We start from the raw sequence: 23,595 nt of genomic DNA, 5'->3' as shown, positions 1-23,595 counted from the left end.
ATCGCCGACCGACCTCGCCGTAACGGATGCCGAGGTTGTTCAGCGCGGAGGCCAGGTCGGGGAGGAAGGCGGGGTTGGCGGCAACCAGCTCTCGGTAGGTCGTGACGGCCTCCTCGGTGGTAGCGATCGCGTCAGGTCGACCGAGCTCGCCGTAGGAGATGCCGAGGTTGTTCAGCGCAGAGGCCAGGGCGGGAAGGAAGGCGGGGTTGGTGGCGGCGAGTTCTCGGTAAACGCTGACGGCTTCCTCGGTGGGAGCGACCGCGTCGGGTCGTCGACCGACCTCGCCGTAGCGGTTGCCGAGGTTGTTCAGCGCGGCGGCCAGGTCGGGGAGGAAGGCGGGGTTGGTGGCGGCGAGTTCCCGGCGCAGGGTGACGGCTTCCTCGGTGGGAGCGACCGCGTCGAATCGTCGACCGACCTCGCCGTAGCGGTTGCCGAGGTTGTTCAGCGCGCCGGCCAGGTCGGGAAGGAAGGCGGAGTTGGTGGCGGCGAGTTCCCGGCGCAGGGTGACGGCTTCCTCGGTGGGAGCGACCGCGTCGAATCGTCGACCGACCCCGCTGTAGCGGTTGCCGAGGTTGTTCAGCGCGGAGGCCAGGTCGGGGAGGAAGGCCGGGTTGGCGTCGGCGAGCTCCCGGTAGGTGGTGACGGCCTCCTCGGTGGGAGGGACGGCGTCGGATCGTCGACCGACCTCGCCGTAGCGGATGCCGAGGTTGTTCAGCGCGCCCGCCAGGTCGGGGAGGAAGGCCGGGTTGGTGGCGGCGAGCTCTCGGTAGGCGGTGACGGCCGCTTCGCTGGGAGGGACGGCGTCGGATCGTCGACCGACCTCGCCGTAGGAGATGCCGAGGTTGTTCAGCGCGCCCGCCAGGTCGGGGAGGAAGGCCGGGTTGGCGTCGGCGAGTTCTTGGTAAACGGTGACGGCTTCCTCGGTGGGAGCGACGGCGTCGGATCGTCGACCGACCTCGCTGTAGCGGTTGCCGAGGTTGTTCAGCGCGCCGGCCAGGTTGGGGAGGAAGGCCGGGTTGGTGGCGGCGAGTTCTCGGTAGGCGGTGACCGCTTCCTCGGTGGGAGCGACCGCGTCCGGTCGTCGGCCGACCTCGCTGTAGTGGTTGCCGAGGTTGTTCAGCGCGGCGGCGAGCTCGGGGAGGAAGGCGGGGCTGGCGGCGGCGAGTTCTCGGTAGGCGGTGACGGCTTCTTCGCTGGGAGCCACCGCGTCAGATCGCCGACCGACCCCGCTGTAGCGGATGCCGAGGTTGTTCAGCGCTCCTGCCAGGTCGGGTAGGAACGCGGAGTTGTTGGCGACCAGTTCCCGGTAAACGGCGACGGCCTCTTCGGTGGGTTCCACGGCTTCCTGCCGGTAGCCCCACTGACGAAAGCGTTCAGCTACGAGTAGCCCTGCCACTGCCACGTCGGGCCTGAGCGCCTGATCAGCCTCGGCGAGGAGACGTATCAGATGCAAGCCGTCCGGGCCAGCGTCGGCGGCGTGACGCCAGAAATATCGCCAGAGGTATATCGGTCGCTCCGCGTTCAGTCCGGCATCGAGTCTCGCCCGGTACAGGGAAGCCAGAGCAGCGGCGATCGCGTACGCAGCTGGATCGAATACCTGCTGGTGACTGGCGCGGAAGGGCGGATGGAGGTGATCAGCCAGGCTCTGATGCGCCACCCGATAAACTGCGGTGCGGCCCTCACCGTCCTGCACGATGTATCGGCCGAGTTGGTCCAGCAGCCAACTGAGATCGTCACGCTCGAACGCCCCCGCCGGCTCTCGTCCGGCGTTGGCGATGGTCAGCCATTCGTCCTCGGGCAGACCCGCACCATAGCCCCGACTCAGCGCCGCGAGCAGATGCCGGGCCACCGCTACATGGTCACTCACTCCCGCCCTGTGTGGCCCCGGCGGTGCGCTGATCGTGGCCAGGTCAGTGTCGAACGCCTGCTCGACCGAGACAGCCACCCGGCCCTGCCAATCCCCGGAACTGGTGTCGACCGGCACAGCACTGAGCTGGTCGGCCACCAATCGCGCGAGTAGGAATGGCCGACCGGCCTGCCAATCCGCCGCTGCGACGCCCGCTCCGACAAGCTCAGCGACCAGCGCCGGATCCATGAGGGGATCCACCCCCGCTAGCCGGGCCGCGACATAGTCGACAACATCGCGACGAGTCCGCTCCTGCGCCTGCTCGGTGTCCAGGTCAATTCCGGGTCCATCTGGGTTCAGCGTGGACACCAGGCCTGGCCCACCTCCCAGCCCGGGAAGATCCCGGGTGGACACCACCACCACCGCGAATCGGGACAGGCGCGACACCAACTCCTCCGCCAGTGTGAAGGCTTCGCCACGTGACTCGTCCACGCCGTCCACCACCAGCACCGGTGGTGCGGTGCCTGCCTCTACTTCCCGCTGCACCTGGCCGACCAGCTCTGGGGCGTTGCGCCGGGTTGCTTGCGGCGGGAGGACGCCAGACCTGACCAACTGCCCGGCGATCAGTTCCGCTGCCTGGTCCACGCTCAGACCACGAGCATGAATGTGGGCGTGTATCGACCGTTCGCCAGGATCGTCGTGTTCCCACGGCCGGCCCTCCGTCAGCAGGCGGGCGCGCTCGTGTGGATTCGACAGGCTGACGACCCGGCCCGTGATGGCGGACTTACCGGTTCCGGCGGAGCCTGTCACCACGTACACGCCCGGCTTGCCGGCCCGAACCCACGCGACGACCTGGTTCACCTCGGTCGTGCGGCCAGTGAACCAGGAGCGTTCGTCGTCTCGCGCCCCACCGCGGGCGGCCCGTAACAGGTGCTCCACCACCTGCTCGGGAGCGCCCGGGTCAAACAGCGGGTTAGGGAACATCCACCATGCGCTGCCGCTGCCCTGAAACTGCGGCGTCTGCCGTTGGCCAGGCCACTCTTTGATCACCGCGTCGCAAAGGTCGTCGCCACGGATCGACTGGTTATGCACCGACCAGCGCAGCCGCAGCATCGCCGACTCCGGTCCGTGTGCCAGCAATGCCCGCAGACGCTCACCCAGCAGACCATCCTGCGCGGTTTCCACCGCCATACAGGATGTCAGCACTCCTACCCACAAATGCTCGCCGTCGACTGGAAGTTGCTGCATCACCTCCGTAGCCACCGCAACTGCCGGCAACCCTTCACCGGAAAAGCAGGCGTCCAGGATCAGCAGCAGCTGACTCGAACCGGACGATGCGCAGTACGCGGCCACGTCTAGGGCATTGATCCCAGCCGCCAGCCCGCTTCCACTGTCACTGGCCAACAACCTCAACCCAGTGGGGGATCCGATCCCGTGTCCAGCCCACAGCAGCACCAGCGGCCCGTCTGATGGCTCACCGGCGAGCCCACGAAGTCGGTCTCGCGCGGTGTTCTCGTCCGGGTCGGCCAACAATACGCTGACGAAGTCCGCCCCCAGCAACTCGGCGAAGGCCCTTACGTCCGGTACCGCATGGCGCAGGGCAACATGCCGATCCTCATCGTATTTACCTACGGCGATGCCAATGAATCGTCCCACCCGATCGACGCTCCCTCTCCGACAACGCGTGATGAGCGCGCCTGACCGTACACAAAGGTTGGTCCAAGCCACATGACAAGTTCCCGACAGCAGCGAGTCGAGGCCGCGCGGTCGTGTTCGCTGCGCCTTAAAAAGGGGTCGCGGCAGACGCTACGTCGGCGAGTGAGCCGCGTTCGAGCCCCAGATGTCGGTGCGCGAGAATCGGCGGATGGAAGATCTCCTGCGATTCCTTCATAGAAGGTATGAGGCGGACTGCCACGCGTACGCCGAAGTGTTTCACCGCTTCGGGAGCGGCGTTCTTCTCGACAGTCAACTACCGATGCTCGACCTGGTCGACATGCTCGCGCGGGAGTACGAAGCGATGGACCCCGGCGACGAGCGCTTCGCTGGTCTCGCGTACGCGCTCCGAGTGCTCGTGCAGTCGTACAACGAGCACCCCGACTACCGCAGGGAGTGGCGTCCCTAGCTGCCCAACAGGCGCCGCGGGCGGTCAGCGGTTGAGGTAGGCGGTCAGGCCACCGAGTTCCTCGCTGGCGATGAAGACCGACCGCACGTTGAGGATGGCCTCTTCGACGTGGGCGGGGCAGCCCCACGCCGCGTCGCCCCACGAATCGGCGATCTTGATCTCGGCTCGCGCGGTGCACCCGTCGGTGCCACCGAGCTGGCAGTGCTCGGGGTGTGGCGTGGCGGCCTGCGCGGCCGCGGCGGCACGCATCTGGGCGGCGAGTTCGGCGGCGACGGTGGCGCGCTGCTCGGCCTCGGCGCGTAGTTCCCGTTCCACGCGCAGCACCTTGGCCAGCTCGTCATTGGCCGACTTGGCCCGCTCTTCGGCGGCGAGCTTCGCCTGCTCGATGTGGTGGCGTTCGATGGCCAGGGCCGCGGTGCCGGCGAAGAGCCGGGTGAGGGCGAGGTCGGTGTCCTGCGGGACGCGCGGGGTGCGGTGATACATCGCGAAGGTGCCCAACAGGCCGCCGTCGCGGGCCAGGATCGGGGTGGACCAGCAGGCCGCCAACCCGGCCTGGTCGGCCAGGTCCCGGAAGTCGTCCCAGAACGGATCGGTGGCGATGTCGGTGACGATGACCGGTTCCCGCCGGTGGGCGGCGGTGCCGCACGAGCCGACACCTTCGCCGGTCGCGATGCCGTCGATGGCCTGGTTGTAGAAGTCGGGCAGGCTCGGCGCGGCGCCGTGGCGCAGGTGCCGGGCGTCGGGGTCGGCGAGCAGCACGGAGACGAGCACCTCCTGCGGTGCGAGGTTCTCGATACAGCGGGCCATCCCGTCGAGCACCTCGGCCAGGGGTGCCTGGCGGGCGATCTGCTCCAGCAGGGCGCGGTGTTCGGCCATCAGCCGTTGGGCATGCTTGACCTGAGTGGTCTCCACGCCGAGCACGCGAATCCCGGTGACGTTGCCGCCGGCGTCCCGGCGGGGCTCGTAGGTGAAGTCGAAGAACGCCTCCCGCGCCTGCGGGCCGCTGCCCAGCACGACGCGGACGTCACGGCCGGTGTAGGGCTCGCCCGTGCGGAAGACCTGGTCCAGGAGACCGATGAAGCCCTGACCGGTCAGTTCGGGCATCAGCTCGGCGATCGCGACCCCGACCCGGGCCCGTTCGTCGCCGATGGTGGCGAAGAACGCCGGGTTCGCCGTCTCCACCAGGTGCGATGGCCCCGCCAGCGACGCGAAGACGGCGATGGACTGCCCGAACAGCGCCCGCAGGTCCTCCTCCGCTGCTTGCTCGGCAGCCGCCGGACCCGCAGCAGCAGTAGACCGTTGGTCGGGTACTGCGGTCATGGTGTGGTCTCGCCTCTCGTCTGCGGATACGGGAACGCCGGTGGTGCCACCCGGGCAGTGCGGGTGGCCGTGGTGCGGTGGTGCTTGGCTGAGGCCACCGCCGGTGCAGCGTACCCATCTGCCCGACATTCAGCTCCTACCCACCAACCCGGCACCGCAACCCGACGCCCCAAACGACGAACCCGGTCTGGGCGGCGGTGTTCGTCAACCCAGCTGCTGTGTGTGCTCCGTCGGGGCGGGCTGGGGTTGCTGTTGCCAGGGATCACCGGAGGCGCCGGCGGCGAGGTGTTGTTCGTAGCTGGCCACTTTGCCGTTGATGAGTTCGAGGGTGTCGTGCAGCTTCGTGAGCTGATCGGTGATGTGGCGCTGGTGTTCGCGGAGCAACGTGAGCCGCTCGCTCTCGTTGCCGCTGCCCTCGCGTACGAGTTGGGCCAGGCGGCTGATCGTGGTGAGCGGCATCCCGGAGGCACGGAACTTCACGCAATTCGCCAGCCACTCGACGTCCCAGGCGCTGTAGACGCGCCTCCCGGACCCGTCGCGCCGCACCTCGCTGGCCAACAGGCCCTCACGCTCGTAGAGCCGCAGGGTGTGCACGCTCAACCCGGTGCGTTGCGCCACCTGCCCGATGCTCAGGCCGCTGTCCGCCATGGCGTCGACCGTAGCCATTGACCTAGACCTCGGTCTAGCACCTAGCGTCCGCGGCATGACCAGCGACACGACCCACACCAGGTTCGGTGCCCACAGTACGACCGCAGACGTCCTCGCCGGGATCGACCTCACCGGCAAGACAGCCCTCGTCACGGGCGGCTACTCCGGCCTCGGTCTCGCCACGACCCGCGCGCTCACCCGAGCGGGGGCTGGGGTCGTCGTCCCCGCTCTCCGCCCGGACGCGGCGCAGCAGGCACTCGCCGACGTACCCGGGGTCGAGGTCGACCACCTCGATCTCGCCGACCTCGCCTCCGTCGAGGCCTTCGCCGTGCGGTTCCTCCGCAGCCATCCCGCCCTCGACATCCTGATCGCGAGCGCCGGCATCATGGCCTGCCCGGAAACCCGGGTTGGACCCGGCTGGGAAGGGCACTTCGCGATCAACCACCTCGGCCACTACGCACTGACGAACCTGTTGTGGCCGGCGCTCACCGCCCCCGACACGGCTCGCGTCGTCTCGGTGGCCTCCGGGCGCAACCCGGCATGGCGTATCCGGTGGGACGACGTGCAGTTCGAGCGCGGGTACGACAAGTGGGATGCGTACACCCAGTCCAAGCTCGCGAACATCCTGTTCGCCCGCCACCTCGACCTGCTCGGCAGGCCGCACCGCGTCCGCGCCTTCTCCGTCAACCCCGGCTGGATCCTCACCCCCCTGCAACGGCACCTCGGAGTCGAGGAGATGGTCGCCGCCGGCTGGATGGACGCCGACGGCACTCCCGCGCCGGGCCTGTTCAAGACCGTCGAGCAAGGCGCGGCGACCCAGGTCTGGGCCGCCACGTCACCCCACCTCGACGCGAACGGCGGCGACTACTGCGCGGACTGCCGCATCACCGACGGCAGCCCCACGGACAGCAGCGAGGCAGCCCGGCTCTGGGTGCTGTCGGCGGACCTGACCGGCCTCGATCTCATCGGGCGAGCCTGAGCGGTGTCGCGGCTGCGGGTTTCGGAAGTCAGATCAGGGCCGCGGCGAGGGCGCGGAACGCGTCGGCGGGGAACGTCGTGGCGTCGCCCCCGTTGAGCACCTGGATCGCCACCTCATCGGCCCCGGCCTGGTAGTGCTTCTCCAGCCCGGCCACCACCGTCTCGACGGTGCCCCAGGGGATCAGGGCGTCGATGAGGCGGTCGCTGCCGCCGTTGGCGAAGTCCTCGTCGGTCCAGCCGAATCGCCGCAGGTTGTTGGTGTAGTTCGGCAGTGCGAGGTATCCGCTCGCGTACTGCCGGGCGTTGGCGCGCGCGGTGGTGGCGTCCGCGTCGAGGACCACCGCGACCTCGGGGGCGAGCAGCCGGTCCGGTCCGATTGCCGCCCGGGCTTCGGCGGTGTGTTCGGCAGGGACGAAGTACGGGTGCGCCCCGGTCGAGCGGTCGCGGGAGAGTTCGAGCATCCGCGGGCCCAGGGCGGCCAGGATGCGCCGCTCGGGCGAGAGCCCGGCCGCGTCGAGGCCGTCGAGGTACTGCACCATCCGCGAGTACGGCTTGCGGTAGTCGGTGCCGTCACTCTCCACCACCACCGCGTGGCTGGCGCCGAGACCGAGCAGGAACCGGCCGGGATGCGCCTGCTCCGCGTCCTTGGCGAACGCCGCCGCCTCGGCCGGCGACGAGTGCCAGATGCTCACGATCCCGGTCGCGACCCCGATGCGCGTGGTCCCGTCCAGGAGCTCCCGGAAGCGGGGGGCGACGTTCTCGCCGAAACCACCGGAGAACCAGATTCGTGAGTAGCCGAGGTCCTCCAACTCGGTCGCGGCGTCGACGGCCGCGCCCTGACTCTCGCTAGCAAGGAAGAACGGTTGCCATACGCTGACGAGTCGTTGTGCCATACCGCAACCCTACGACCCTCAGCGCCGATTCCTCACTCATGGTGCGAGGCCGGCCTGGATCGCCAGGATGGCGGCTCGGACGCGGTCCCGGCTGCCGGTCTTGGCCAGCACGTTGGTGACGTGGGTCTTGACGGTGCTCATGGACAGGTAGAGGCGTTCGGCGATCTCGTTGTTGTTGAGCCCGGCGCCGATCAGGGTGAGCACGTCGGTCTCCCGTGCGGTCAGCTGGTAGGCGGCCAACTCCACGCGGGTGGCCGGCCCGGTCGCGCGGACCCGGTCGAGGACGGCACCGGTGACCTCGGCGGAGAGAACCGCCTCGCCGGCCGCGACGGTGCGCACCGCGGCGATCAGGTCGCGGGCGCTGGACCGCTTGAGCAGAAACCCGCGGGCGCCGGAGGCGATGGCGTCCAGGACGTAGGCGTCGTCGTCGAAGGTGGTGACGACGATGACGGCCGGGGAGTGCGGGATCGTGACCAGCTCGCGGGTGGCTTGCAGGCCGTCGAGTACCGGCATGCGGATGTCGACGAGGGCGACGTCGATGCGGGAATCGCGACGCACGGCGTCGAGGAACTGCCGGCCGTCGGCGGCCTCGGCCGCGACCTCGATGTCGGGTTGGGACCGCAGGATCAGGCTGAAGCCGTCCCGGACCAGCTCCTGGTCGTCGGCGATCGCGACGCGGATCACGGGTTCGCCACCGGCAGGTTGGCCTGCACCATGGTGCCCCCGCCGGGACGCTGACTCAGCTCCCAGCTCCCACCGTGTGCGGAGACGCGCTCCCCGATGCCGAGCAGGCCCGAGCCGTTCGTGGGTGCGCGGGGCGGCCCGATGCCGTCGTCGCTGACCCGCAGGCGGGCGTGGTCGCCGACGCGGACCAACTCGACCCAGGCCGCCGTGGCTCTCGCGTGGCGGGAGATGTTGGTGAGGGCCTCCTGGGCGATGCGGTAGGCGGTCAACACACCGACCTCGTCCAGGCCCGGCTCGGGGTCCACCTGGACCCGCACCGTCACGCCCTGCTGGCGCAGCGGCTGGGCGAGCAGCTCGTCGATGTCGGACAGGCGCGGCGGCGCGCTCACCGCGATCGCCGCGTCCGGATCGCGCAGGTGCACGACGAGCGCGTCGAGCTCACCCAGTGCGGTGCGTCCGCTGTCCGCGACCGCCCGCAGCGCCGCCCCTGGGTCGTCACTGAGCTGGCCCGCCTCGGCCTGCACCACCATCGCGGTGACGTGGTGGCCGACCACGTCGTGCAGCTCGCGGGCCAGGTTGGTGCGCTGTTCGAGCCAGACCGCCTGGCCGCGCAGCTCGTCAGTCTCCCGGCTGAGGGCGTAGCCGTGCGACCACGATCGCAACAGGATCGCCAGCAGGTAGCCGGCCGTCGCGAAGAAGAACGGCTGTTCGTACAGCCCGCGCCCGTTGAGCAGCGCGATGGTGAGAGCGCCGGCCGCGCCAACCAAGCCACCCACCCAACCCAGCCACGGGTGTCGGGCCGGGTCCTCGCAGACCGAGACGAACACCAGGCCGGCGGCCGCGAGGCCCAACTGCACCGACTCCCCGGTGCTCACGATCGCCACGAACCCCGCGCAGACCGCGAAGATGAGGGTTCGGTAGCGGGGGCGCAGCGCCGTGGCCCCGAGGCCGACCGGCAGCACCAGCCACGCCCAGCCCGCCGGCACGGACACGCCGCCCTCGACGGTGGTGACCACCGAGGCGATGATCAAAACCACTGCGGCGTACGCGAGCCGGCGCACTCGCCCGGGGTCGCGCAACCGTGCGCGTATCTCAGTCAGCACCCGCTCAGTCTCCGCGACCAGCCGGAAGAGCGGCCAGTACCCAGGTACCGGATCGGCCGGCACCTTGGTACCGCCCTCGGGACGAGATCGGCACCGCGGCACGTTCCGCGACGACGCGCACCGCACGACGCTGCGGAGGTGACTCTCGTTGACTCCCGCGCCGCCATCACGGTCGGCCCGCTTCGTACGGTTCCCAACTACATCACCGCCATTCGCACGGTCGCCGCTGTCAGCGTCGGTATCGTCGCCCTCGTCTCCGGGTCAGTGGCATTGCTGGCGGTATCGTACGGTATCTACTGGCTCGGCGACGTGCTCGACGGCTGGGCCGCCCGGCGGCTCGGACAGGAGACCCGCGCCGGGGCCGTCTTCGACATCGTGAGCGACCGCGCGTGCACCGCCGTACTCTGCGTGGGCCTGGTCTCCCTCGTGCCGGACGTCGCGGTCGTGGCAGTGGTCTTCCTGCTCTCGTTCCTGGTGCTGGACACCATGCTGTCGCTGGCGTTCCTGTGCTGGCCGGTGCTCAGCCCCAACCACTTCCACCTGGTCGACCGGCGGGTGTGGGCGTTGAACTGGTCGCCCCTGGCCAAGGTCGCCAACACCGCCGGGGTCATCGGCGCCATCGCGTTCGACCAGTACCCGCTCGCGCTGGGCATCGCCGTCGCCGTCGTCGCGGTCAAGCTGTGGTCGGCCGCAGCGGTGGTCCGGCTGCTCGAACGGGACGGTCGGGCGTGAGCAGTTTCGCCGAGGCCGTGGTGGCGCTCGGCTACGGTCTCGCCTCGGCGCTCGTCCCGGTCGTCAACGCCGAGGCCTACGCCGTGGTCGCCGGGCAACGTGGCGGCCACGCCCTCGTCGCCGTGGTCGCTCTGGCGCTCGGGCAGACCGCCGGCAAGCTGCTCCTGTTCGAGTCGGCGCGTCGCGGCTCGGGGAGACTGTTCCGGAAGGTCACGCACCGGAGAAGGTCCGGTCGCGCGGCGGCTCGGACCGCCCGGTGGACCGAGCCGATCCGGCGCTGGCTCTCCCGCCGCCGCACCGCCCTACCGACCGTGCTGGTCTCCGCCGCGGTCGGGGTTCCACCGCTGGCCGTGGTCAGCCTCGCCGCGGGCAGCGCGGGCCTTCGACGCTGGGAGTTCGCCGGCGCGTGCCTCTCCGGGCGGGTGATCCGTTTCGCCGTCCTCGTCCTGCCGGCGGTGCTGGCCTGACCGCCGGCTCGCAGTCAGAGGAGCCGGCCGTCGTGGGCGAGCAGGGCGATCTGGGTACGGTTGTCGAGGTCCAGCTTGGTCAGGATGTGCGAGACGTGGGCCTTCACCGTCGTCACGCTCATCAGCAGCTCGCTGGCGATCTCGGCGTTGGAGCGCCCCTGCGCGATGGCCAGCACGACGTCGCGCTCCCGGGGCGTGAGCAGGGCCAACCGCTCGTGCGCCTGCTCGTAGGTTTCCGCCCCCGACGCGACCCGCTCCATGAGACGGCGCGTCACGCCCGGAGACAGCATCGGGTTTCCGGCCGCCACCGCGCGGACCGCCTGACTGATCTGCTCGGGCGGGGTGTCCTTGAGCAGGAAGCCGCTCGCGCCGGCCCGGAGGGCTCGCAGGACGTGCTCGTCGGTGTCGAACGTGGTGAGCACGATGATCTCGGGTGGCCGGTGGCGGCGGCGCAGGCGCTCGGTGGCGGTGATGCCGTTGACGCCGGGCATCCTGATGTCCATCAGCACCACGTCGGGCAGGTGCCGGTCCACCGCCGTGATCGCCGTGGCGCCGTCGGCGGCCTCGCCCACCACGACGATCCCGTCGGCGCCGTCGAGCATCAGCGTGAGCATCCCCCGTACGAGAGGGTCGTCGTCGACGATGACGACCCGGATCGGGCCCGTCATGTCGGCCACGGCAGCCACGCGCTGAGGTGGAACCGGCCTGCGGCGTCGACGTGGTGGGTGACGCGTCCACCGGTGAGCGCGGCCCGTTCGGCGAGGCCGATCAGGCCGGTGCCGGCGCTGCCGGTGGCGCCGCTGTCGGGCGTGGTCGGGTTGCTCACCGCGATGCTCAGACCGGAGCCGGGCGCGCCGCCGAGCACCAGCCGGACCGGCTGGCCGGCGGCGTGCTTGCGGGCGTTGGTCAACGCCTCCTGCGCGATCCGGTACGCGGTCCGGCCAACCGTCGGGGGGATCTCGACCGCCGGGCCGAGCGGGTCGTCGACCTCGACCTGTTGCCCGGCGGCCCGCGCCTCGTCGATCAGGCGTGGCAGGTCGGCGAGGGTCTGCCCGGGTGGCGCGTCGGTCGGCGACTCGACGTCGTCGCTGCGCAGCAGCGTGATGACCTCGCGCAGCTCGTCGAGGGCGTGATGGGCGCTGGCCCGGATCACCCCGGCGGCGGCGCTGAGTCGCTCGGGCGGCGCGTCCGGCCGGTACTCCATCGCGCCGGCGGCTGCCGCCAGCAGGGACAGCCGGTGGGCCAGCACATCGTGCATCTCCCGCGCGATCCGGCTGCGCTCCGCCGCCCGCGCCTCGACGACCCGCCGTTCCTGCTCCTGCTCGGCCCGCCGGGCCCGGTCCCGCAGCGCCGCCAGCAGGGCGTTGCGGGCCTGCGCCCAGGTGCCCCAGCCGAGCAGGGCCGCGTACGCGATCGTCATCAGCAGCAGCCGCCACCCGTACGGCAGGCTGGGCACCGGTCGCCAGAACGCCTGCGCCGCCTCGCCCGCCACGCCGACCGCCGCCACCGCCGCCGCCTGCCGAAACGGCCGGTTGCGGGCGATGAACAGCACCGCGAAGCTGGCCACCGGCGTGGCCACCGGAGACAGCGCGACGAGCAGCCCGGCCAGCACGCCACCGATCCGCGGGCGGCGGACGACCACCGGAACGAGGGCCAGGGCGGCCACCGCCAGCGCGACGTCGACGCCGACCAGGCCGGCGGAGCTGGACCGGGTGGCGGACCACAGCATGGTCGCGACGAGGGCGCCGACCGCCACGGTCGTCGCAGTCGTCACCGCCACCGGGACGGAACGGCCCGTCCGCGGCGGCTTGACCTCGCACGTCGCCGCATTCACACCGCGCACGCTACTGGGCTCGCGGCCGGCCGGACCACCTCCTTTGGTAGTACGCCGAGCCGCCAGCGGACGTAGCCGCCGCGGCGTCTGGACCGACGTGCCCGGCCCGGCCCGGTCCGCAGACTCAGGCCATGACGAACAACCTTCTCCTGGGCCGGGCAGCCGTGGCGGCCGGCGCGATCGTGGTGGCGGTGGCCGAGTTCGCGCTCCTGCACTCGGCGGCCGGCGTCGACCTGGCGGTCCGGTCCGCAAGCTCGACCCGGCAGGTCACGGTGACCGCGGTCGTCGTGGCCGCCGCGGTCGCGGCACTGGCCGGCTGGGCGCTGCTCGCGGCGTTGGAACGGCTCACCAACCGCTCCCGCGTCTGGTGGACCTCGATCGCGGTCGCGGTCCTGCTGCTGTCGCTCGTGGTCGGGCCACCCAGTGGCGTCGGCGGGGGAGCGAAGGCGACCCTCGCGCTGCTGCACCTGAGCGTCGGCGTCATCCTCATCCTCGGCCTGCCCCGGCCGCGCCCGGAAGGGAATAACCGATGACCGAGCTGACCGTACGCAAGCAGGACGGGGCTTTCGTCCTCGACTCCGCGCCGCGCGCCTCGCTGCGTACCGGCTGGACCTGGCGGTGCGGCGAGATCCGCACCGGCACCGGCCTCTGGACGGTCGAACCGACCGGCCGCCGGCGCATCGGGTTCACGGCCCAGGGCGAGCACGGCGTGCCGGTGCGACTCGACCCGGGCCGGTCGCACGTGCCGGGGCCTGGCGGGGTGGCCCACTGGGCGCCCGGTCGGTGCGGCGGTGAGCTGGTACGCGACGGGAACCGCCTCGCGGTGCGCCTCCCCGGCCGACTGGGCGGGCCGATCCGCGTCGACGTCACCGGCGAGTGGGCCGAGCTGGAGATGGTGGTGCTCACCGCCTGTTTCGCGCTGATGAGTCGACGGCGGCGGCGCACCCTGATCATGATGGCGGCCGTCAGCGCGGGCAGCGGGTGACCGACCGCCCGTGGACGAGGGGGCGTGCTCAGACGATGCGACGCAGCGCGCTCTCGCCGCGGCGGGGACCGGATACCTGCTGTCCCGCCGCTCCAGGATCGGCAGAGTCCGACGCGGGCTCAGCGACCAACCCCCGTGGTCGAGCCAGGCCGGTAGATCATCAGCACGACGACGATCGCCCACAGCAGGTTGAACACGCCCGTCAGCATCCCGAGTCGGTGTGCGGCGCCATCTGGCACGGACTCGCCCGTGTCGAGCGCACCGACGACGCGTTTCTGACCAGGCAGAATGAGGGCGATCAACATCGCGGCCGCCGCGACCGTCAGGATCATCGATACGATCAGCCACCGGTCGCCGAGCACGCCGAGGCTCGCGGCCGTCGCGAGGCCGAACACCGGCACGAGCACGCCGATCACCGCGTAGACCCGGGTGATGCGGTGCAGGATGCGCACGGCGGCAACCCTCCCTGGCTCGTCGGGCGCGGCGGGGGCGAGGCGCGCGAAGCGCGGGAACATGCTCGCGGCGATGGCGACCGGGCCGATGGTGAGAATGGCCGCGAGCACGTGGACCGACAGCAGGAACGCACTCACGCGCTGGCCCCCTCGCCGAGCACGCTCGTCTGCGGCGGTCGCCAGGTGGTGCCGCGTCGCTCGTACTCGAACAGCTCCTCCACGGCGAGCGCCGTCGGCGAGCCGAAGTCACGTTCGAGCAGGTAGAGGGCTACGTCGAGACCCGACGTGACGCCGCCGCCGCTGACGAGGTCGCCGTCGTCGACCACGCGGGCGCGGACGGCGGTCACCCCCGTGGCGCCGAGCAGGTCGATGCCGAGCCCGTGCGTGGTCGCGGTGTGGCCCTCCAGGAGACCGGCCATCGCGAGGGCGAGTGATCCGCCGCAGAAGGCCGCGACAGTGATGTCCGGGTTGTCGAGCGCGCGACGGAGAAGGGGCATCGCGTCGCTCGACGCGAAACGGCCCAGGAGTACGGGGATGGTCTCGTCCCCGGCGTCCGGGTCTCCGTCGACGGGGCCGACCGCCCCTGGGACGACCACGTAACCGGGTGCGTCCGGGTCGAGTCTGGCGGTTGCGGTGAGGCTGATCTGGGGGTTGCCGGACCGCACGACGCGGGGACCGCCCGCGCAGACGAGTTCCACCGCGAGCGCGCCGCCGAGGAGTTGGCTTCCGGCGGTCAGCACCTCGAACGAGGCGATGACGTCGAGGGGGTCGAACCCGTCGAAGAGTACGAACTGGGCGTGCAATCGAGGCATGAGTGATCTCTTCCGGTGGAGGTGTCCTCCATGGTCGCGCCTTGCCAGCGGCGCTGCCGATGGCAATCAAGACAGACTTCGCCTGTATCTGGCCAACGGCCGAGTGCCCTATTCTGCTGGGATGTACACGGTCGTGGTGCTCGCTCTTCCGGATGCGATCGCGTTCGATATAGCCACCGCGATCGAAACCTTCGGGCGCGTGCGCCTACCCGACGGTCGTCCGGGATACCGGCTCGTCGTCGCCGGCCACGAGCCGTCCGTCCAAGCCGGTCCGCTGCGCCTGGCCGTCGACGAGGAGCTGGACGCCATCGAGCGGGCGGACCTTGTCGTGGTGCCGGGAAGGAACGACCCGTTGCAGCCCTCGCCGCCCGCCGTTCTCGCCGCCCTACGGGCCGCCGCGGCGCGCGGGACGCGGGTCGCGTCGATCTGCGTCGGCGCGTTCACAGTGGCCGAGGCGGGCCTGCTCGATGGCCGGGACGCGACGACACACTGGCTCGCCGCGGACGAGTTCATCCGACGGCATCCCGCCGTCCGAATGAACCCCGACGTGCTCTACACCGACAACGGGAGCATCCTGACGTCCGCCGGAGCCGCCTCCGGTCTCGACCTGTGCCTGCACATCGTTCAGGGCGACTACGGGATGGCCGTCGCGGCGGACGCCGCCCGCCTCGCCGTCGCGCCGCTGCACCGCCCGGGCGGGCAGGCGCAGTACATCGTCCGGAACCGCCCCACCTACCGGACGTCGACTCTGCAACGGGCGCTCTCCTGGATCGAGGCGAACGCGTACCGGGACCTCACCCTCGCCGACATCGCCGCCGCCGCCGGCATGAGCGTGCGTACGCTGACCCGTCGATTCAAGGACGAGACAGGGCAGAGCCCCATGCAGTGGGTGTCGGGGGTACGCATCCGTCACGCGCAGGACCTGCTGGAGACGACCGACCACACCGTCGACCGGATCGCTGCCCAGACCGGGTTCCCGACCACGAGCAACTTCCGATTCCAGTTCGGGCAACTCCTCGGCGTCACACCAGGCGCGTACCGGAAGGTTTTCCGTCCGCAGCCGGGTCCGACCGGCGCGTAGCCGGGGGACGGGCGGGGGTCGGCTCCGGCCCGACGACGCGGTTGCGGCGGGCGTCCACGGCGAGCAGGGTGAGGGCGGCCAGCGCCAGCAGCCCGCCGGCGAGTGCCAGCGGGCGTGCCCCCGAGGTGGGCAGGAGGGCACCGCCGAGCAGTGAGCCGCCGGCGATGCCGGCGTTGAAGGCGGTGCTGACACCGGCCGACGCGATGTCGGTGCTGCCCGGGGCCAGTTGCAGCATCCGGTTCTGCACGGCCGAGCCGAACGCCGCGTACGCGAGGCCGATCCCGGCGAGGAGCACGACCACACCCGGCTTGAGCGCGCCGAGCGCGTACAACCCGAGCAGCGAGGCCGTGCCGATGCCCAGCGGCGTCAGCAGCGAGGCGATCGGCCGGGTGTCCAGAGTCCGGGCCGCGACCAGGGTGCCGACGACCCCCGCCGCGCCGGAGACGAACAGCAGCGGCGCCAGCACCGCGTCGGCGAACCCGCTGACGTCGAGCAGGAACGGTGTCACGTAGGTCTGCAGGGTCATGAAGCCGCCGATGCCGAGGGCGGTGGCGATCAGCAGGACGGCGAAACGCCGCCCGTCCGGTGCGGTGCCCCGGGCGGCGCCACCGGCGGCCGGGGGATAGGACGGAAGGAGGACCAGCACCGCGGCGGCGATCGCCAGACCGACCCCGGCCAGCACCGCGAACGCCGCCCGCCAGCCGGCCTGCTGCCCGAGCCAGGTGCCGAGGGGTACGCCGAGCACCGGGGCGAGCGTCGCCCCGGTCGCGAACAGCGCCACCGCCCGTCCGCGCACCGCGACCGGGAACGGCCCGATCACGGTCGCCGTGGCGATGGACCAGAACAGCGCCTGGGCGAGGGCGGTCACCAGGCGGGAGCCGGCCAGCACGGCGTACGTCTGCGCGAGCGCGGCGGCGGCGTTCGCGGCGGCGAACAGGAGCATCGTGACGCCGAGCAGCTGCCGGCGGGGAATCCGCTGGGTCAACCGGGCCAGCGGCACGGACGCCAGCACGACCACCACGGCGTACCCACTTACCAGCAGACCCACCTGGGAGCGGGACCGGTCGAGATCAGGTGCGATGCGGGTCAGCAGACCGACGGGCAGCAACTCGGTCGTGATGAACGCGAACGCGGCGAGGGAGAGCGTGACGAGCACGGCCCTGGCCCTTCGCGGCGACACCTCCGGTGCCATGGTCCACCCCCATTCCAGGGGCCACCGTAATCGAGGGCCCGACCCCGCTCCGCGCACGGGCCCCGCCGGCCGTCGACCGGATCGGCTGGCCGGGCCGGCTGCCGCCGTTGACGGCCGGGCCTCGGGTCAGGATCGTGTCCGGAACGGGGCCAGGACGGCGCGGATCTGGTCGGCTGCGCCCCAGTCGTCGTCGAACTGGGCCAGCACGGCGAGGTGTTGTCGCAGCTGGATGACCGGCATGTGGGCCTCCCAGCCGCGGTCGAGCGAGGTCAGCTCCGCGTAGACCTCGAACATCCGTCGTGCCTCGGGTGGGGGCGAGGTGGACCACACGTGCGCGAGGTCGACCTCGGCCCACAGGTACGACACGGCCGGGTCGATCAGCGCGGGCTCTCCGTCCGCGTTGGCCAGGATGTTCTGTGCCCACAGGTCGCCGTGCGTCAGACACGCCGGCCGCTCCGGCAGCAGGTCGGGCAGCCGGTCACAGAGTCGTTCCAGCGCCGCCCGGTCTCCCGCGTCGAGCGCCGCCTCGACGCGGGGCTCGTCGAGCCACCGCAGCAGCCGGTGCTGCGCGAAGAACGCGAAGCCGTCGTCGTTCCACGTGTTGACCTGGCGGCGACGGCCCAGCCAGTTGTCGTGGTGCCAGCCGAAGCGAGGATGGGTCGTGTTCAGGTGCAGGCGGGCGAGCAGGTGCGCGAACTGCTCCCAGAAGGCCTCGCTTCGCGGCCGCTCGCGCAACACCGACAGCACCAGGAGGTCCCGGTCCGCCAGGATCACCTCGGGCGTCGCCACACCGCCGAGCTCGCGCAGGGCGGCCAGCCCTTCGGCCTCGGCCACGAAGACGTCGTCGGCCGGCGGGTCGGCGAAGGCCTTGACGAAGACCGGTGGAGCGTCCCGGCGGGTCGCGATGCCCGCGAGCGCCGCGAGCCCGCCGGTCACCGGCTGCACCGTCACGGCGTCACGCATACCGGCCAGGTGCAGACGCTCCAGCAGGGTCATCGGCGAGGCTCCTCAGGGGCGGCGTACAGAGGCTTGATCCTTTGTAGCTGGTCGACGCTCGCCCTGCCGGTAGACGAGAGTTGATCCACGGGTACGCGCGGTCAAGAATCGACGGCGTGGAGGACGTGGGGTTACCGCAGGACTGGGTCTCGTTGCTGGGCGAGCTTGACCGGCAGGTGTCGTCCGGGCGGCTGTCGCCGGACACCGCGGCCTTGCCCGAGCTGATGAGCAGCTACGACGTGCCGGGGGTCAGCATTGCCGTCGGCCACGTGGGCGGGCAGGTGTCGGCGGCAGGGTTTGGCGTCCTGGCTGGTGGCACGTCGACGCCGGTGACCGCGAGCACCGCCTTCGCGGCCTGTTCGATCAGTAAGCATGTCGCGGCGTTCGGCGCGCTGCTACTGGTCCAGGCCGGTGTCCTGGACCTCGACGCCGACATCGACGAGTACCTCACCTCGTGGCACCTACCCGACCGGAAATGCCGGCAGCCAGAAGTCACGGTACGACAGCTACTGGCGCACACCGCCGGGCTGTCCGACACCTGGTACCGCGGCTATCCCGCAGATCGCGCCCCGTCGCTGTTGCAGGTCCTGGAAGGCAGCGGCGCGACGACTACGCCACCGGTCCGGCCGACCCTGTTGCCCGGTAGCCGCTTCCGGTATTCGGGCAGCCACTACTCGGTGCTCCAGCAGCTGATGGTGGACGCGACCGGGACCCCGTTCGAGGACCTCCTGCGAACTCTGGTGCTGGAACCGCTGGCCATGGCCGACAGCAGCTTCGACCAGCAGTTTCCGCACCAGCGACCGGATCAGGTGGCCCATGGCCACCACGGCGGCGGCACCAGGATTCCCGGCGGCTGGCGAACGCAACCGGAGCTGGCCGCGGCTGGACTGTGGAGCACCCCGGCCGACCTGCTCCGGCTCGACCTCGAAATCGCCCGAGCCGTCTCGGGAAGTTCGAAGCTGCTCGACCGCGACCTGGCCACCCAGATGTGCACACCGCAGATTCCTGGCGGCAGCTACGGGCTCGGCACCGAACTCGACGACCGCGCCGGACGGCGTTTCGGACACACCGGGTCGAACGTCGGCTACACCTGCTTCTCCTACGTGTGGCCCGACAGCGGCACCGCGGTCGCGGCGATGACCAACTCCGAGGATGGCTGGGAGCTGCTGGTCAGCATCCGCGCCGCCGCGGACCGTCGGTACGCCACCACCAGAATCACCGCCGCGCCGCCCGCCGACGTCACAGGCCGCTACGTCCTGCGCGAGGACTACCCGATCGACATCGCGGTCACCGACGGCCAACTGACCTTCGCCGCCTCGACCCAGCAACCGGTTGTCCTCCTGGCGGACCCGGACGGTCGCTACCGACACCCGGACCTCGATCTGGAGGTTCGGTTCGTCCGGACCGACGACCAGCCCTACACCCTCGAACTGCGCCAGGAAGGGGTCACCCAGACCGCGAGGCCAGCAACCGAGCAACCGGAGTAGCCGGGTGGGGCCGCGCCGTCGGGTGGTCAGGGTCGGTTCTGGACGCACGACGCGTCACCGGCCGGTAAAGCGACGGCGACCTCCAGGCCGGCCAGGGGCGTGCCCAGGAAAGCCGCTTCGATCTGGTCGAGGTCGTCTCGCACGCCGGCAGCCTCCCGATCATCCGAACTGGTCGGCCAGCTTCGTCAGCTTGGTCACGTAAGCCGGCCAGTCGTAGTCGTCGAGGATGTTGGTGGCGTCCCGCCGGAGGCCGACCGCCGTGTCGTGCTGTTCGCGCATGATGTCGGCGTGCCCGGCGTGCCGGGCGACATCGCAGGTCACGTGGATGATGATCCGCTGTAGCGTCACGTCCTGCCGACCTGGCCGCCACCACGGCACCTGCCCCGGCGCGTCGAGCGGTAGCTGGTCGATCGTCTGGTCGGCGAACGCGCCGACCCGGCGATACAGGTCGATCAGCCCGTCCTTCGTCTCGTCCTCGCGGGCGTACCAGTCCGCCTGCGGGTCCTCGTCGTACGCCGCCATCGGGACCAGCTCGTCGGGCGTCGGGAATTCGCGGCCGAAGGTGGGCCCGAAGTAGCCGGCCTCGACATTGAGGCAGTGCTTGAGCACGCCCAGCAGGTTGTTGCCGGTCGCCGTGCGGGGGAGTCTGACCTCGCGTTCGCTGAGCCCGTCGAGCTTCCAGATGAGGTCTTCGCGGTTCCCCCGGAGGTAGTCGTGCAGCGCCGCCTTCGCGTCGTTCAGATCAGCCATGCCGGCCAGTCTCCACCATCCGCCGGGCCCCCGGGCGGACCCTCGGCGGGCCGGTGCCGGTGCCCTCGAAGCCGAAACTGGTGGCCTGACCTCAGGGGCGGGTGGAGGCACTATCGTTCTGGCGTGCACATCCGCTTCGACGTCCCCGCCGACCCCGCCTACCCGGGCCGGGTGGCCGCTGCCCTCGGCAACGTCCGGCTGCGCAGATTCGGCTACATCGGCGCGGTCCTGACGGTGGTCGGGGTCATCGGTCTCGTCGTCTCACGGGGGTTCGGGTGGGGCGAGCGGAGTACGCCGCTGTGGACCGCGCTGGTCGTGGCCGGCGTGCTGTCGATGCTGTACCGGCCGTGGGTGCTGGCGCGCGCCCGACGCCGCTCCGGTAGCTACGCCGTCGAGGGCGCCTACGACATCACCGATGACAACATCATGATGCGCAGCGGCTCGGAGTCCGGCGGCATCGCCTGGGACGGTGTCACCCAGGTGCGCGACGCCGGAGATTTCTGGGTCGTGTACGTCGGCCGAATGCCGGCGACCGTGATCCCGCGCTGGCTGATGTCCGCCGAGGATGCCGAGACGTTGCGCGCCTACCTGACCGAACGAGGGCTGCTGCCCCGTCAGTGACCTCGGCTGCCGCGGGCCGCTGGGGAATCGGCCTACCAGGTGCGAGTCGGTCGCGAAGGGGCACCGAGGAGTACCTCGTACCGGTAGAGGTCGTCGTTGGTGCCGGTGTGCCGGAAGCCGGCATGTTCGAGGGTCCGCCGGGAAGCGACGTTGTCGCCGGTGGTCTCGGCGACAACCCGGGACAGTCCGTGCGCGGTCGCGAGGTCGAGCAGGGCGGCGAGCGCCTCCGCCGCGTAGCCGTTCCCCCGGGCTGATGGGGCGAGGCCGTAACCGACCTCAACGCGTCCGTTCTCCGGCTGACCCTTGAAACCGATGCCTCCGATGGCCTTCCCGTCGGCGGTGCGGGTGATCCGATAGTGCCCGAATGGACGTCGGTCGCCGTAGGTGGCGGTGGCGGCGAGAAAGCCCCGTACGCCGAGGACGTCGCCGTCGAAGGGGAAGTCCTCCGCCCAGTCATCCCCGGCCCCGGGGCATCGCCCGACGATACGTTCACCCTCCGCCGTGTCGATGGGGTGCAGGCGCAGTCGGGGCGTACGAAGCTCGGTCACGGGCGACAGCGAAGCAGCCCTCATGAAACAGCACAAGCCGATTTACGCGCCCGGCACAGGCCTGCTTCGCGGAATCGGCCCCCGTGTCGGCATCCCCGCCCCTAATCGTCCGCGGCTCCCTATTCTCGACGGGGATGTACCAATCCGAGTAGTGGCCGTCGGCCCGACGGCTTACAGGAGGCCGTCATGAGCAGCACGGATCGACCCGAGGGGATCAGCCCCACAGCGGTGGAGTCAGCGCCAGGGCTGTGGCGGATCGACCTGCAACGGCACGACCTCAGCATCCCCGGGCGAGAGGTCATTCAGACTCGGGTGGAATTCACACCGGATTCCCCACCGTTCAAGCATTTCCACCCCGGCGAGGAAATCATCTGCGTCCTTCAGGGAACGCTCGAATATCGGCTGGAGGGGCAGCCACCCATGGTGTGCAATCCCGGCGACGCGCTCACGGTCCCATACGGTGTGCACCACCAGGCGCGCAACGTTGGCGACGGTATCGCGGTCGAACTGGCCACGTACGTCGTCGAGAAGGGCAAACCGCTTCTCACCAGGGTGGAGTGACACCTCGATGGCCTGACAGCAGAGGCCTGACCCACACCGCACCGTTTACGCGATCGACGCGTCGGGCAGAAGGCACACCATGACGAGTGAACGGGCCAAGTCTGTCGGTGGCTACACCATGCGGATTCTCGGCGTGCTGGCGATCGTTGTGGGCGTGCTGGGGATCGTCTCCAGCCTGACCCAGGGCAACCTCGTCGGGGTGATCCTCGGCGTCGTCTTCATCGCCGGCGGGGCGGTCCTGCTCAAGCGCTCCGGCGCAGGGGCGGCACCCAGGCCACGGAGCAACCACTGACGGCTGCGCGGTCGTGGTCGTCGTGGACGGCGCAGCGCTCAGCCACGCCTCGTAGAGCGCGGGGGTGCGGGGGACAGCGGCGGCAGCACGACCCATAAGGTGAACGGATGTCGGTCAGGCAGTTCCAAGTGACCTTCGACTGCGCCGAGCCTGTGCGCGTCGGTCGTTTCTGGTGCGAGGTGTTGGGGTACGTCCCGCCGCCGCCCCCGGAGGGGTTCGCCACCTGGGATGACGTCGATCGCGAGCATGGTTCGTGGTTCGCGTGCAGTGACCCCTCGGGGGTGGGTCCGCGCCTGTTCTTCCAACGGGTGCCCGAGGGCAAGGTCGTCAAGAACCGGGTGCACCTCGACGTGCGGGTCGGCACCGGGCTGGTGGGCGAAGAGCGCCTGGCCGCCCTCGAGGCCGAATGCGCGCGACTTGTCCCGCTCGGCGCGGTACGCGGGCAGCTGTTGCTCGCCGACGGCGAGAACGAGTCGTGCCTCAACATGCAGGACGTCGAGGGCAACGAGTTCTGTCTCGACTAGGCGGCCGGGCACCTGCCGGGTGGGCTAGCCTCGGCCCTCATGACCTGGCTGCCCGATGAGTTCGTCCACCCCGTCCACGTGCCGGTGCCCGACACCGCGCTGCACCTGCGGCCGATTCGCGAGGCGGACACCCCGCTCGACTACCCCGCCGTGATGGGTTCCCGCGAGCGCCTGTGGGAGATCTTCGGCCCGGCCTGGGCGTGGCCCAGCGAGACGATGACCTACGAAGAGGACCGTGCCGACCTGCTGCGGCACGAGGAGGAGATAGCGGCGCACCAGTCGTTCAACTACGCGTTGCTGGACGAGGGGGAGACGGCGATCCTCGGCTGCGTCTACATCGACCCGCCGGAGCGCGCCGGCTCGGACGGCGAGGTCTCCTGGTGGGTGGTGGACGACCTGGTGGGCAGCGAGGCGGAGGCTGCGGTCGACGCGCTGGTGCCGCAGTGGATCGCCGCGGACTGGCCGTTCCACCAGCCCCGCTACCTGGGCCGTGACATTGCCTGGCAGGACTGGCTGTCGTTGCCGCGCGTCTCCTGAGCGCGGCGAGCGTGGTGGGGGGGCGGCGGGGGGGCCGGGCCCCCCCCCCCCGGCGGGGGGCCCCCCCCCCCAGAAACAACCACCCGAGGATGACCCGCGCGGGGGCGCGGGGCGCCGCGAGTATAGAGTA

27 protein-coding genes are annotated in these 23,595 nt (G+C 70.8%); 13 read left to right on the top strand and 14 right to left on the bottom strand.

Annotation, left to right across the window (positions count from 1 at the left end):
• On the bottom strand, nt 1-3,502 hold a 3,502-nt coding region (locus tag ACIBD9_RS04525; RefSeq protein ID WP_396714499.1), incomplete at its 3' end, for a tetratricopeptide repeat protein.
• Nucleotides 3,503-3,821: 319 nt separating this feature from the next.
• On the opposite strand from ACIBD9_RS04525, the gene ACIBD9_RS04520 reads away from it, so the two are divergent.
• A complete protein-coding gene (locus ACIBD9_RS04520) occupies nt 3,822-3,968 on the top strand; it encodes a DUF6221 family protein (RefSeq protein ID WP_396714497.1) in 147 nt (48 codons plus the stop codon).
• Between the two features lie 24 nt (nt 3,969-3,992).
• Here the strand turns inward: ACIBD9_RS04520 and ACIBD9_RS04515 are convergent, their stop codons facing one another.
• Together ACIBD9_RS04515 and ACIBD9_RS04510 are read right to left on the bottom strand one after the other, a co-directional pair.
• Entirely contained in the window at nt 3,993-5,288 is a 1,296-nt protein-coding gene (locus tag ACIBD9_RS04515; protein WP_396714495.1) for a GAF domain-containing protein, read from the bottom strand.
• 204 nt (nt 5,289-5,492) lie between these two features.
• Nucleotides 5,493-5,936 (bottom strand): MerR family transcriptional regulator, encoded by a 444-nt coding sequence (locus ACIBD9_RS04510; RefSeq protein ID WP_396714493.1) that lies wholly within the window; start codon nt 5,934-5,936, stop codon nt 5,493-5,495.
• 55 nt (nt 5,937-5,991) lie between these two features.
• Here ACIBD9_RS04510 and ACIBD9_RS04505 point away from each other — a divergent pair, with 55 nt between their 5' ends.
• Nucleotides 5,992-6,915 (top strand): SDR family NAD(P)-dependent oxidoreductase, encoded by a 924-nt coding sequence (locus ACIBD9_RS04505; protein ID WP_396714491.1) that lies wholly within the window; start codon nt 5,992-5,994, stop codon nt 6,913-6,915.
• A gap of 28 nt (nt 6,916-6,943) precedes the next feature.
• Here ACIBD9_RS04505 and ACIBD9_RS04500 read toward each other — a convergent pair whose 3' ends face one another.
• From ACIBD9_RS04500 to ACIBD9_RS04490, 3 genes are read right to left on the bottom strand one after another with little or no spacing between them, the layout of a single operon-like run.
• Nucleotides 6,944-7,807, bottom strand: coding sequence for a TIGR03620 family F420-dependent LLM class oxidoreductase (locus ACIBD9_RS04500; protein ID WP_396714489.1), 864 nt, complete (start codon nt 7,805-7,807; stop codon nt 6,944-6,946).
• Between the two features lie 36 nt (nt 7,808-7,843).
• Entirely contained in the window at nt 7,844-8,491 is a 648-nt protein-coding gene (locus tag ACIBD9_RS04495; RefSeq protein ID WP_396714487.1) for a response regulator, read from the bottom strand.
• Nucleotides 8,488-9,594 (bottom strand): sensor histidine kinase, encoded by a 1,107-nt coding sequence (locus ACIBD9_RS04490; protein WP_396714485.1) that lies wholly within the window; start codon nt 9,592-9,594, stop codon nt 8,488-8,490. Before ACIBD9_RS04490 ends, ACIBD9_RS04495 begins: the two co-directional genes overlap by 4 nt.
• A 138-nt stretch (nt 9,595-9,732) precedes the next feature.
• Here ACIBD9_RS04490 and ACIBD9_RS04485 point away from each other — a divergent pair, with 138 nt between their 5' ends.
• Together ACIBD9_RS04485 and ACIBD9_RS04480 are read left to right on the top strand one after the other, a co-directional pair.
• The gene (locus ACIBD9_RS04485) at nt 9,733-10,326 is read left to right on the top strand and encodes a CDP-alcohol phosphatidyltransferase family protein (protein WP_396714483.1); all 594 of its coding nucleotides are present in this window, start codon (nt 9,733-9,735) and stop codon (nt 10,324-10,326) included.
• Nucleotides 10,323-10,793 (top strand): hypothetical protein, encoded by a 471-nt coding sequence (locus tag ACIBD9_RS04480; protein ID WP_396714481.1) that lies wholly within the window; start codon nt 10,323-10,325, stop codon nt 10,791-10,793. Before ACIBD9_RS04485 ends, ACIBD9_RS04480 begins: the two co-directional genes overlap by 4 nt.
• Nucleotides 10,794-10,807: 14 nt before the next feature.
• On the opposite strand, the gene ACIBD9_RS04475 is transcribed toward ACIBD9_RS04480, so the two are convergent.
• Nucleotides 10,808-11,461: a response regulator gene (locus ACIBD9_RS04475; protein ID WP_396714479.1), complete on the bottom strand. Its 654-nt coding sequence runs from the start codon at nt 11,459-11,461 to the stop codon at nt 10,808-10,810.
• Entirely contained in the window at nt 11,458-12,567 is a 1,110-nt protein-coding gene (locus tag ACIBD9_RS04470; RefSeq protein ID WP_396714477.1) for a sensor histidine kinase, read from the bottom strand. The genes ACIBD9_RS04475 and ACIBD9_RS04470 overlap by 4 nt, the downstream gene beginning before the upstream one ends.
• A 191-nt stretch (nt 12,568-12,758) precedes the next feature.
• Here ACIBD9_RS04470 and ACIBD9_RS04465 point away from each other — a divergent pair, with 191 nt between their 5' ends.
• Both ACIBD9_RS04465 and ACIBD9_RS04460 read left to right on the top strand, forming a co-directional pair.
• On the top strand, nt 12,759-13,160 hold the full coding sequence (locus ACIBD9_RS04465) for a DUF6069 family protein (RefSeq protein WP_396714475.1): 402 nt from the start codon (nt 12,759-12,761) through the stop codon (nt 13,158-13,160).
• Nucleotides 13,157-13,612 carry a hypothetical protein gene (locus ACIBD9_RS04460; RefSeq protein WP_396714473.1) on the top strand — a complete coding sequence of 152 codons (456 nt, stop codon included), beginning with the start codon at nt 13,157-13,159 and terminating at the stop codon, nt 13,610-13,612. The genes ACIBD9_RS04465 and ACIBD9_RS04460 overlap by 4 nt, the downstream gene beginning before the upstream one ends.
• A 119-nt stretch (nt 13,613-13,731) precedes the next feature.
• Here ACIBD9_RS04460 and ACIBD9_RS04455 read toward each other — a convergent pair whose 3' ends face one another.
• Together ACIBD9_RS04455 and ACIBD9_RS04450 are read right to left on the bottom strand one after the other, a co-directional pair.
• Complete coding sequence (locus ACIBD9_RS04455) at nt 13,732-14,202, bottom strand: hypothetical protein (protein ID WP_396714471.1); 471 nt, start codon at nt 14,200-14,202, stop codon at nt 13,732-13,734.
• Nucleotides 14,199-14,876: a DJ-1/PfpI family protein gene (locus ACIBD9_RS04450; RefSeq protein ID WP_396714469.1), complete on the bottom strand. Its 678-nt coding sequence runs from the start codon at nt 14,874-14,876 to the stop codon at nt 14,199-14,201. The genes ACIBD9_RS04455 and ACIBD9_RS04450 overlap by 4 nt, the downstream gene beginning before the upstream one ends.
• A gap of 121 nt (nt 14,877-14,997) precedes the next feature.
• Between ACIBD9_RS04450 and ACIBD9_RS04445 the strand changes: the two genes are divergently transcribed.
• Complete coding sequence (locus ACIBD9_RS04445) at nt 14,998-15,957, top strand: GlxA family transcriptional regulator (protein ID WP_396714467.1); 960 nt, start codon at nt 14,998-15,000, stop codon at nt 15,955-15,957.
• On the opposite strand, the gene ACIBD9_RS04440 is transcribed toward ACIBD9_RS04445, so the two are convergent.
• Together ACIBD9_RS04440 and ACIBD9_RS04435 are read right to left on the bottom strand one after the other, a co-directional pair.
• Complete coding sequence (locus ACIBD9_RS04440) at nt 15,899-17,149, bottom strand: MFS transporter (RefSeq protein WP_396714465.1); 1,251 nt, start codon at nt 17,147-17,149, stop codon at nt 15,899-15,901. The genes ACIBD9_RS04445 and ACIBD9_RS04440 overlap by 59 nt on opposite strands.
• Before the next feature lie 126 nt (nt 17,150-17,275).
• Nucleotides 17,276-18,145: a fructosamine kinase family protein gene (locus ACIBD9_RS04435; protein ID WP_396714463.1), complete on the bottom strand. Its 870-nt coding sequence runs from the start codon at nt 18,143-18,145 to the stop codon at nt 17,276-17,278.
• Between the two features lie 116 nt (nt 18,146-18,261).
• Between ACIBD9_RS04435 and ACIBD9_RS04430 the strand changes: the two genes are divergently transcribed.
• Complete coding sequence (locus ACIBD9_RS04430) at nt 18,262-19,632, top strand: serine hydrolase domain-containing protein (RefSeq protein ID WP_396714462.1); 1,371 nt, start codon at nt 18,262-18,264, stop codon at nt 19,630-19,632.
• 159 nt (nt 19,633-19,791) lie between these two features.
• On the opposite strand, the gene ACIBD9_RS04425 is transcribed toward ACIBD9_RS04430, so the two are convergent.
• Entirely contained in the window at nt 19,792-20,382 is a 591-nt protein-coding gene (locus ACIBD9_RS04425; RefSeq protein WP_396714460.1) for a DinB family protein, read from the bottom strand.
• Between the two features lie 123 nt (nt 20,383-20,505).
• Between ACIBD9_RS04425 and ACIBD9_RS04420 the strand changes: the two genes are divergently transcribed.
• Entirely contained in the window at nt 20,506-21,003 is a 498-nt protein-coding gene (locus ACIBD9_RS04420) for a YcxB family protein (protein WP_396714458.1), read from the top strand.
• A gap of 32 nt (nt 21,004-21,035) precedes the next feature.
• Here the strand turns inward: ACIBD9_RS04420 and ACIBD9_RS04415 are convergent, their stop codons facing one another.
• Entirely contained in the window at nt 21,036-21,551 is a 516-nt protein-coding gene (locus ACIBD9_RS04415) for a GNAT family N-acetyltransferase (protein WP_396714456.1), read from the bottom strand.
• 186 nt (nt 21,552-21,737) lie between these two features.
• Here ACIBD9_RS04415 and ACIBD9_RS04410 point away from each other — a divergent pair, with 186 nt between their 5' ends.
• From ACIBD9_RS04410 to ACIBD9_RS04395, 4 genes are all read left to right on the top strand, one after another.
• Entirely contained in the window at nt 21,738-22,112 is a 375-nt protein-coding gene (locus ACIBD9_RS04410; protein WP_396714454.1) for a cupin domain-containing protein, read from the top strand.
• A 79-nt stretch (nt 22,113-22,191) separates the two neighbouring features.
• Entirely contained in the window at nt 22,192-22,404 is a 213-nt protein-coding gene (locus tag ACIBD9_RS04405; RefSeq protein WP_396714452.1) for a hypothetical protein, read from the top strand.
• 107 nt (nt 22,405-22,511) lie between these two features.
• On the top strand, nt 22,512-22,928 hold the full coding sequence (locus ACIBD9_RS04400; protein ID WP_396714450.1) for a VOC family protein: 417 nt from the start codon (nt 22,512-22,514) through the stop codon (nt 22,926-22,928).
• A 39-nt stretch (nt 22,929-22,967) separates the two neighbouring features.
• A complete protein-coding gene (locus ACIBD9_RS04395; RefSeq protein ID WP_396714448.1) occupies nt 22,968-23,465 on the top strand; it encodes a GNAT family N-acetyltransferase in 498 nt (165 codons plus the stop codon).
• Nucleotides 23,466-23,595 lie beyond the last annotated feature (130 nt).

Source organism: Micromonospora sp. NPDC050784 (assembly GCF_044456765.1).
Classification (GTDB): Bacteria; Actinomycetota; Actinomycetes; order Mycobacteriales; family Micromonosporaceae; genus Micromonospora; species Micromonospora foliorum.
The sequence above is the reverse complement of the archived record's forward strand: the minus strand, read 5'-3'. Positions and strand labels throughout refer to the sequence as shown.

What these genes read in the sequence shown, in the direction of transcription:
- ACIBD9_RS04445 (WP_396714467.1), top strand. Translation starts at nt 14,998, where the DNA reads ATGTACACGGTCGTGGTGCTCGCTCTTCCGGATGCGATCGCGTTCGAT.
- ACIBD9_RS04475 (WP_396714479.1), bottom strand. Translation starts at nt 11,461, where the DNA reads ATGACGGGCCCGATCCGGGTCGTCATCGTCGACGACGACCCTCTCGTA.
- ACIBD9_RS04440 (WP_396714465.1), bottom strand. Translation starts at nt 17,149, where the DNA reads ATGGCACCGGAGGTGTCGCCGCGAAGGGCCAGGGCCGTGCTCGTCACG.
- ACIBD9_RS04505 (WP_396714491.1), top strand. Translation starts at nt 5,992, where the DNA reads ATGACCAGCGACACGACCCACACCAGGTTCGGTGCCCACAGTACGACC.
- ACIBD9_RS04405 (WP_396714452.1), top strand. Translation starts at nt 22,192, where the DNA reads ATGACGAGTGAACGGGCCAAGTCTGTCGGTGGCTACACCATGCGGATT.
- ACIBD9_RS04460 (WP_396714473.1), top strand. Translation starts at nt 13,157, where the DNA reads ATGACCGAGCTGACCGTACGCAAGCAGGACGGGGCTTTCGTCCTCGAC.
- ACIBD9_RS04515 (WP_396714495.1), bottom strand. Translation starts at nt 5,288, where the DNA reads ATGACCGCAGTACCCGACCAACGGTCTACTGCTGCTGCGGGTCCGGCG.
- ACIBD9_RS04520 (WP_396714497.1), top strand. Translation starts at nt 3,822, where the DNA reads ATGCTCGACCTGGTCGACATGCTCGCGCGGGAGTACGAAGCGATGGAC.
- ACIBD9_RS04450 (WP_396714469.1), bottom strand. Translation starts at nt 14,876, where the DNA reads ATGCCTCGATTGCACGCCCAGTTCGTACTCTTCGACGGGTTCGACCCC.
- ACIBD9_RS04435 (WP_396714463.1), bottom strand. Translation starts at nt 18,145, where the DNA reads ATGACCCTGCTGGAGCGTCTGCACCTGGCCGGTATGCGTGACGCCGTG.
- ACIBD9_RS04400 (WP_396714450.1), top strand. Translation starts at nt 22,512, where the DNA reads ATGTCGGTCAGGCAGTTCCAAGTGACCTTCGACTGCGCCGAGCCTGTG.
- ACIBD9_RS04510 (WP_396714493.1), bottom strand. Translation starts at nt 5,936, where the DNA reads ATGGCGGACAGCGGCCTGAGCATCGGGCAGGTGGCGCAACGCACCGGG.
- ACIBD9_RS04500 (WP_396714489.1), bottom strand. Translation starts at nt 7,807, where the DNA reads ATGGCACAACGACTCGTCAGCGTATGGCAACCGTTCTTCCTTGCTAGC.
- ACIBD9_RS04395 (WP_396714448.1), top strand. Translation starts at nt 22,968, where the DNA reads ATGACCTGGCTGCCCGATGAGTTCGTCCACCCCGTCCACGTGCCGGTG.
- ACIBD9_RS04465 (WP_396714475.1), top strand. Translation starts at nt 12,759, where the DNA reads ATGACGAACAACCTTCTCCTGGGCCGGGCAGCCGTGGCGGCCGGCGCG.
- ACIBD9_RS04410 (WP_396714454.1), top strand. Translation starts at nt 21,738, where the DNA reads ATGAGCAGCACGGATCGACCCGAGGGGATCAGCCCCACAGCGGTGGAG.
- ACIBD9_RS04425 (WP_396714460.1), bottom strand. Translation starts at nt 20,382, where the DNA reads ATGGCTGATCTGAACGACGCGAAGGCGGCGCTGCACGACTACCTCCGG.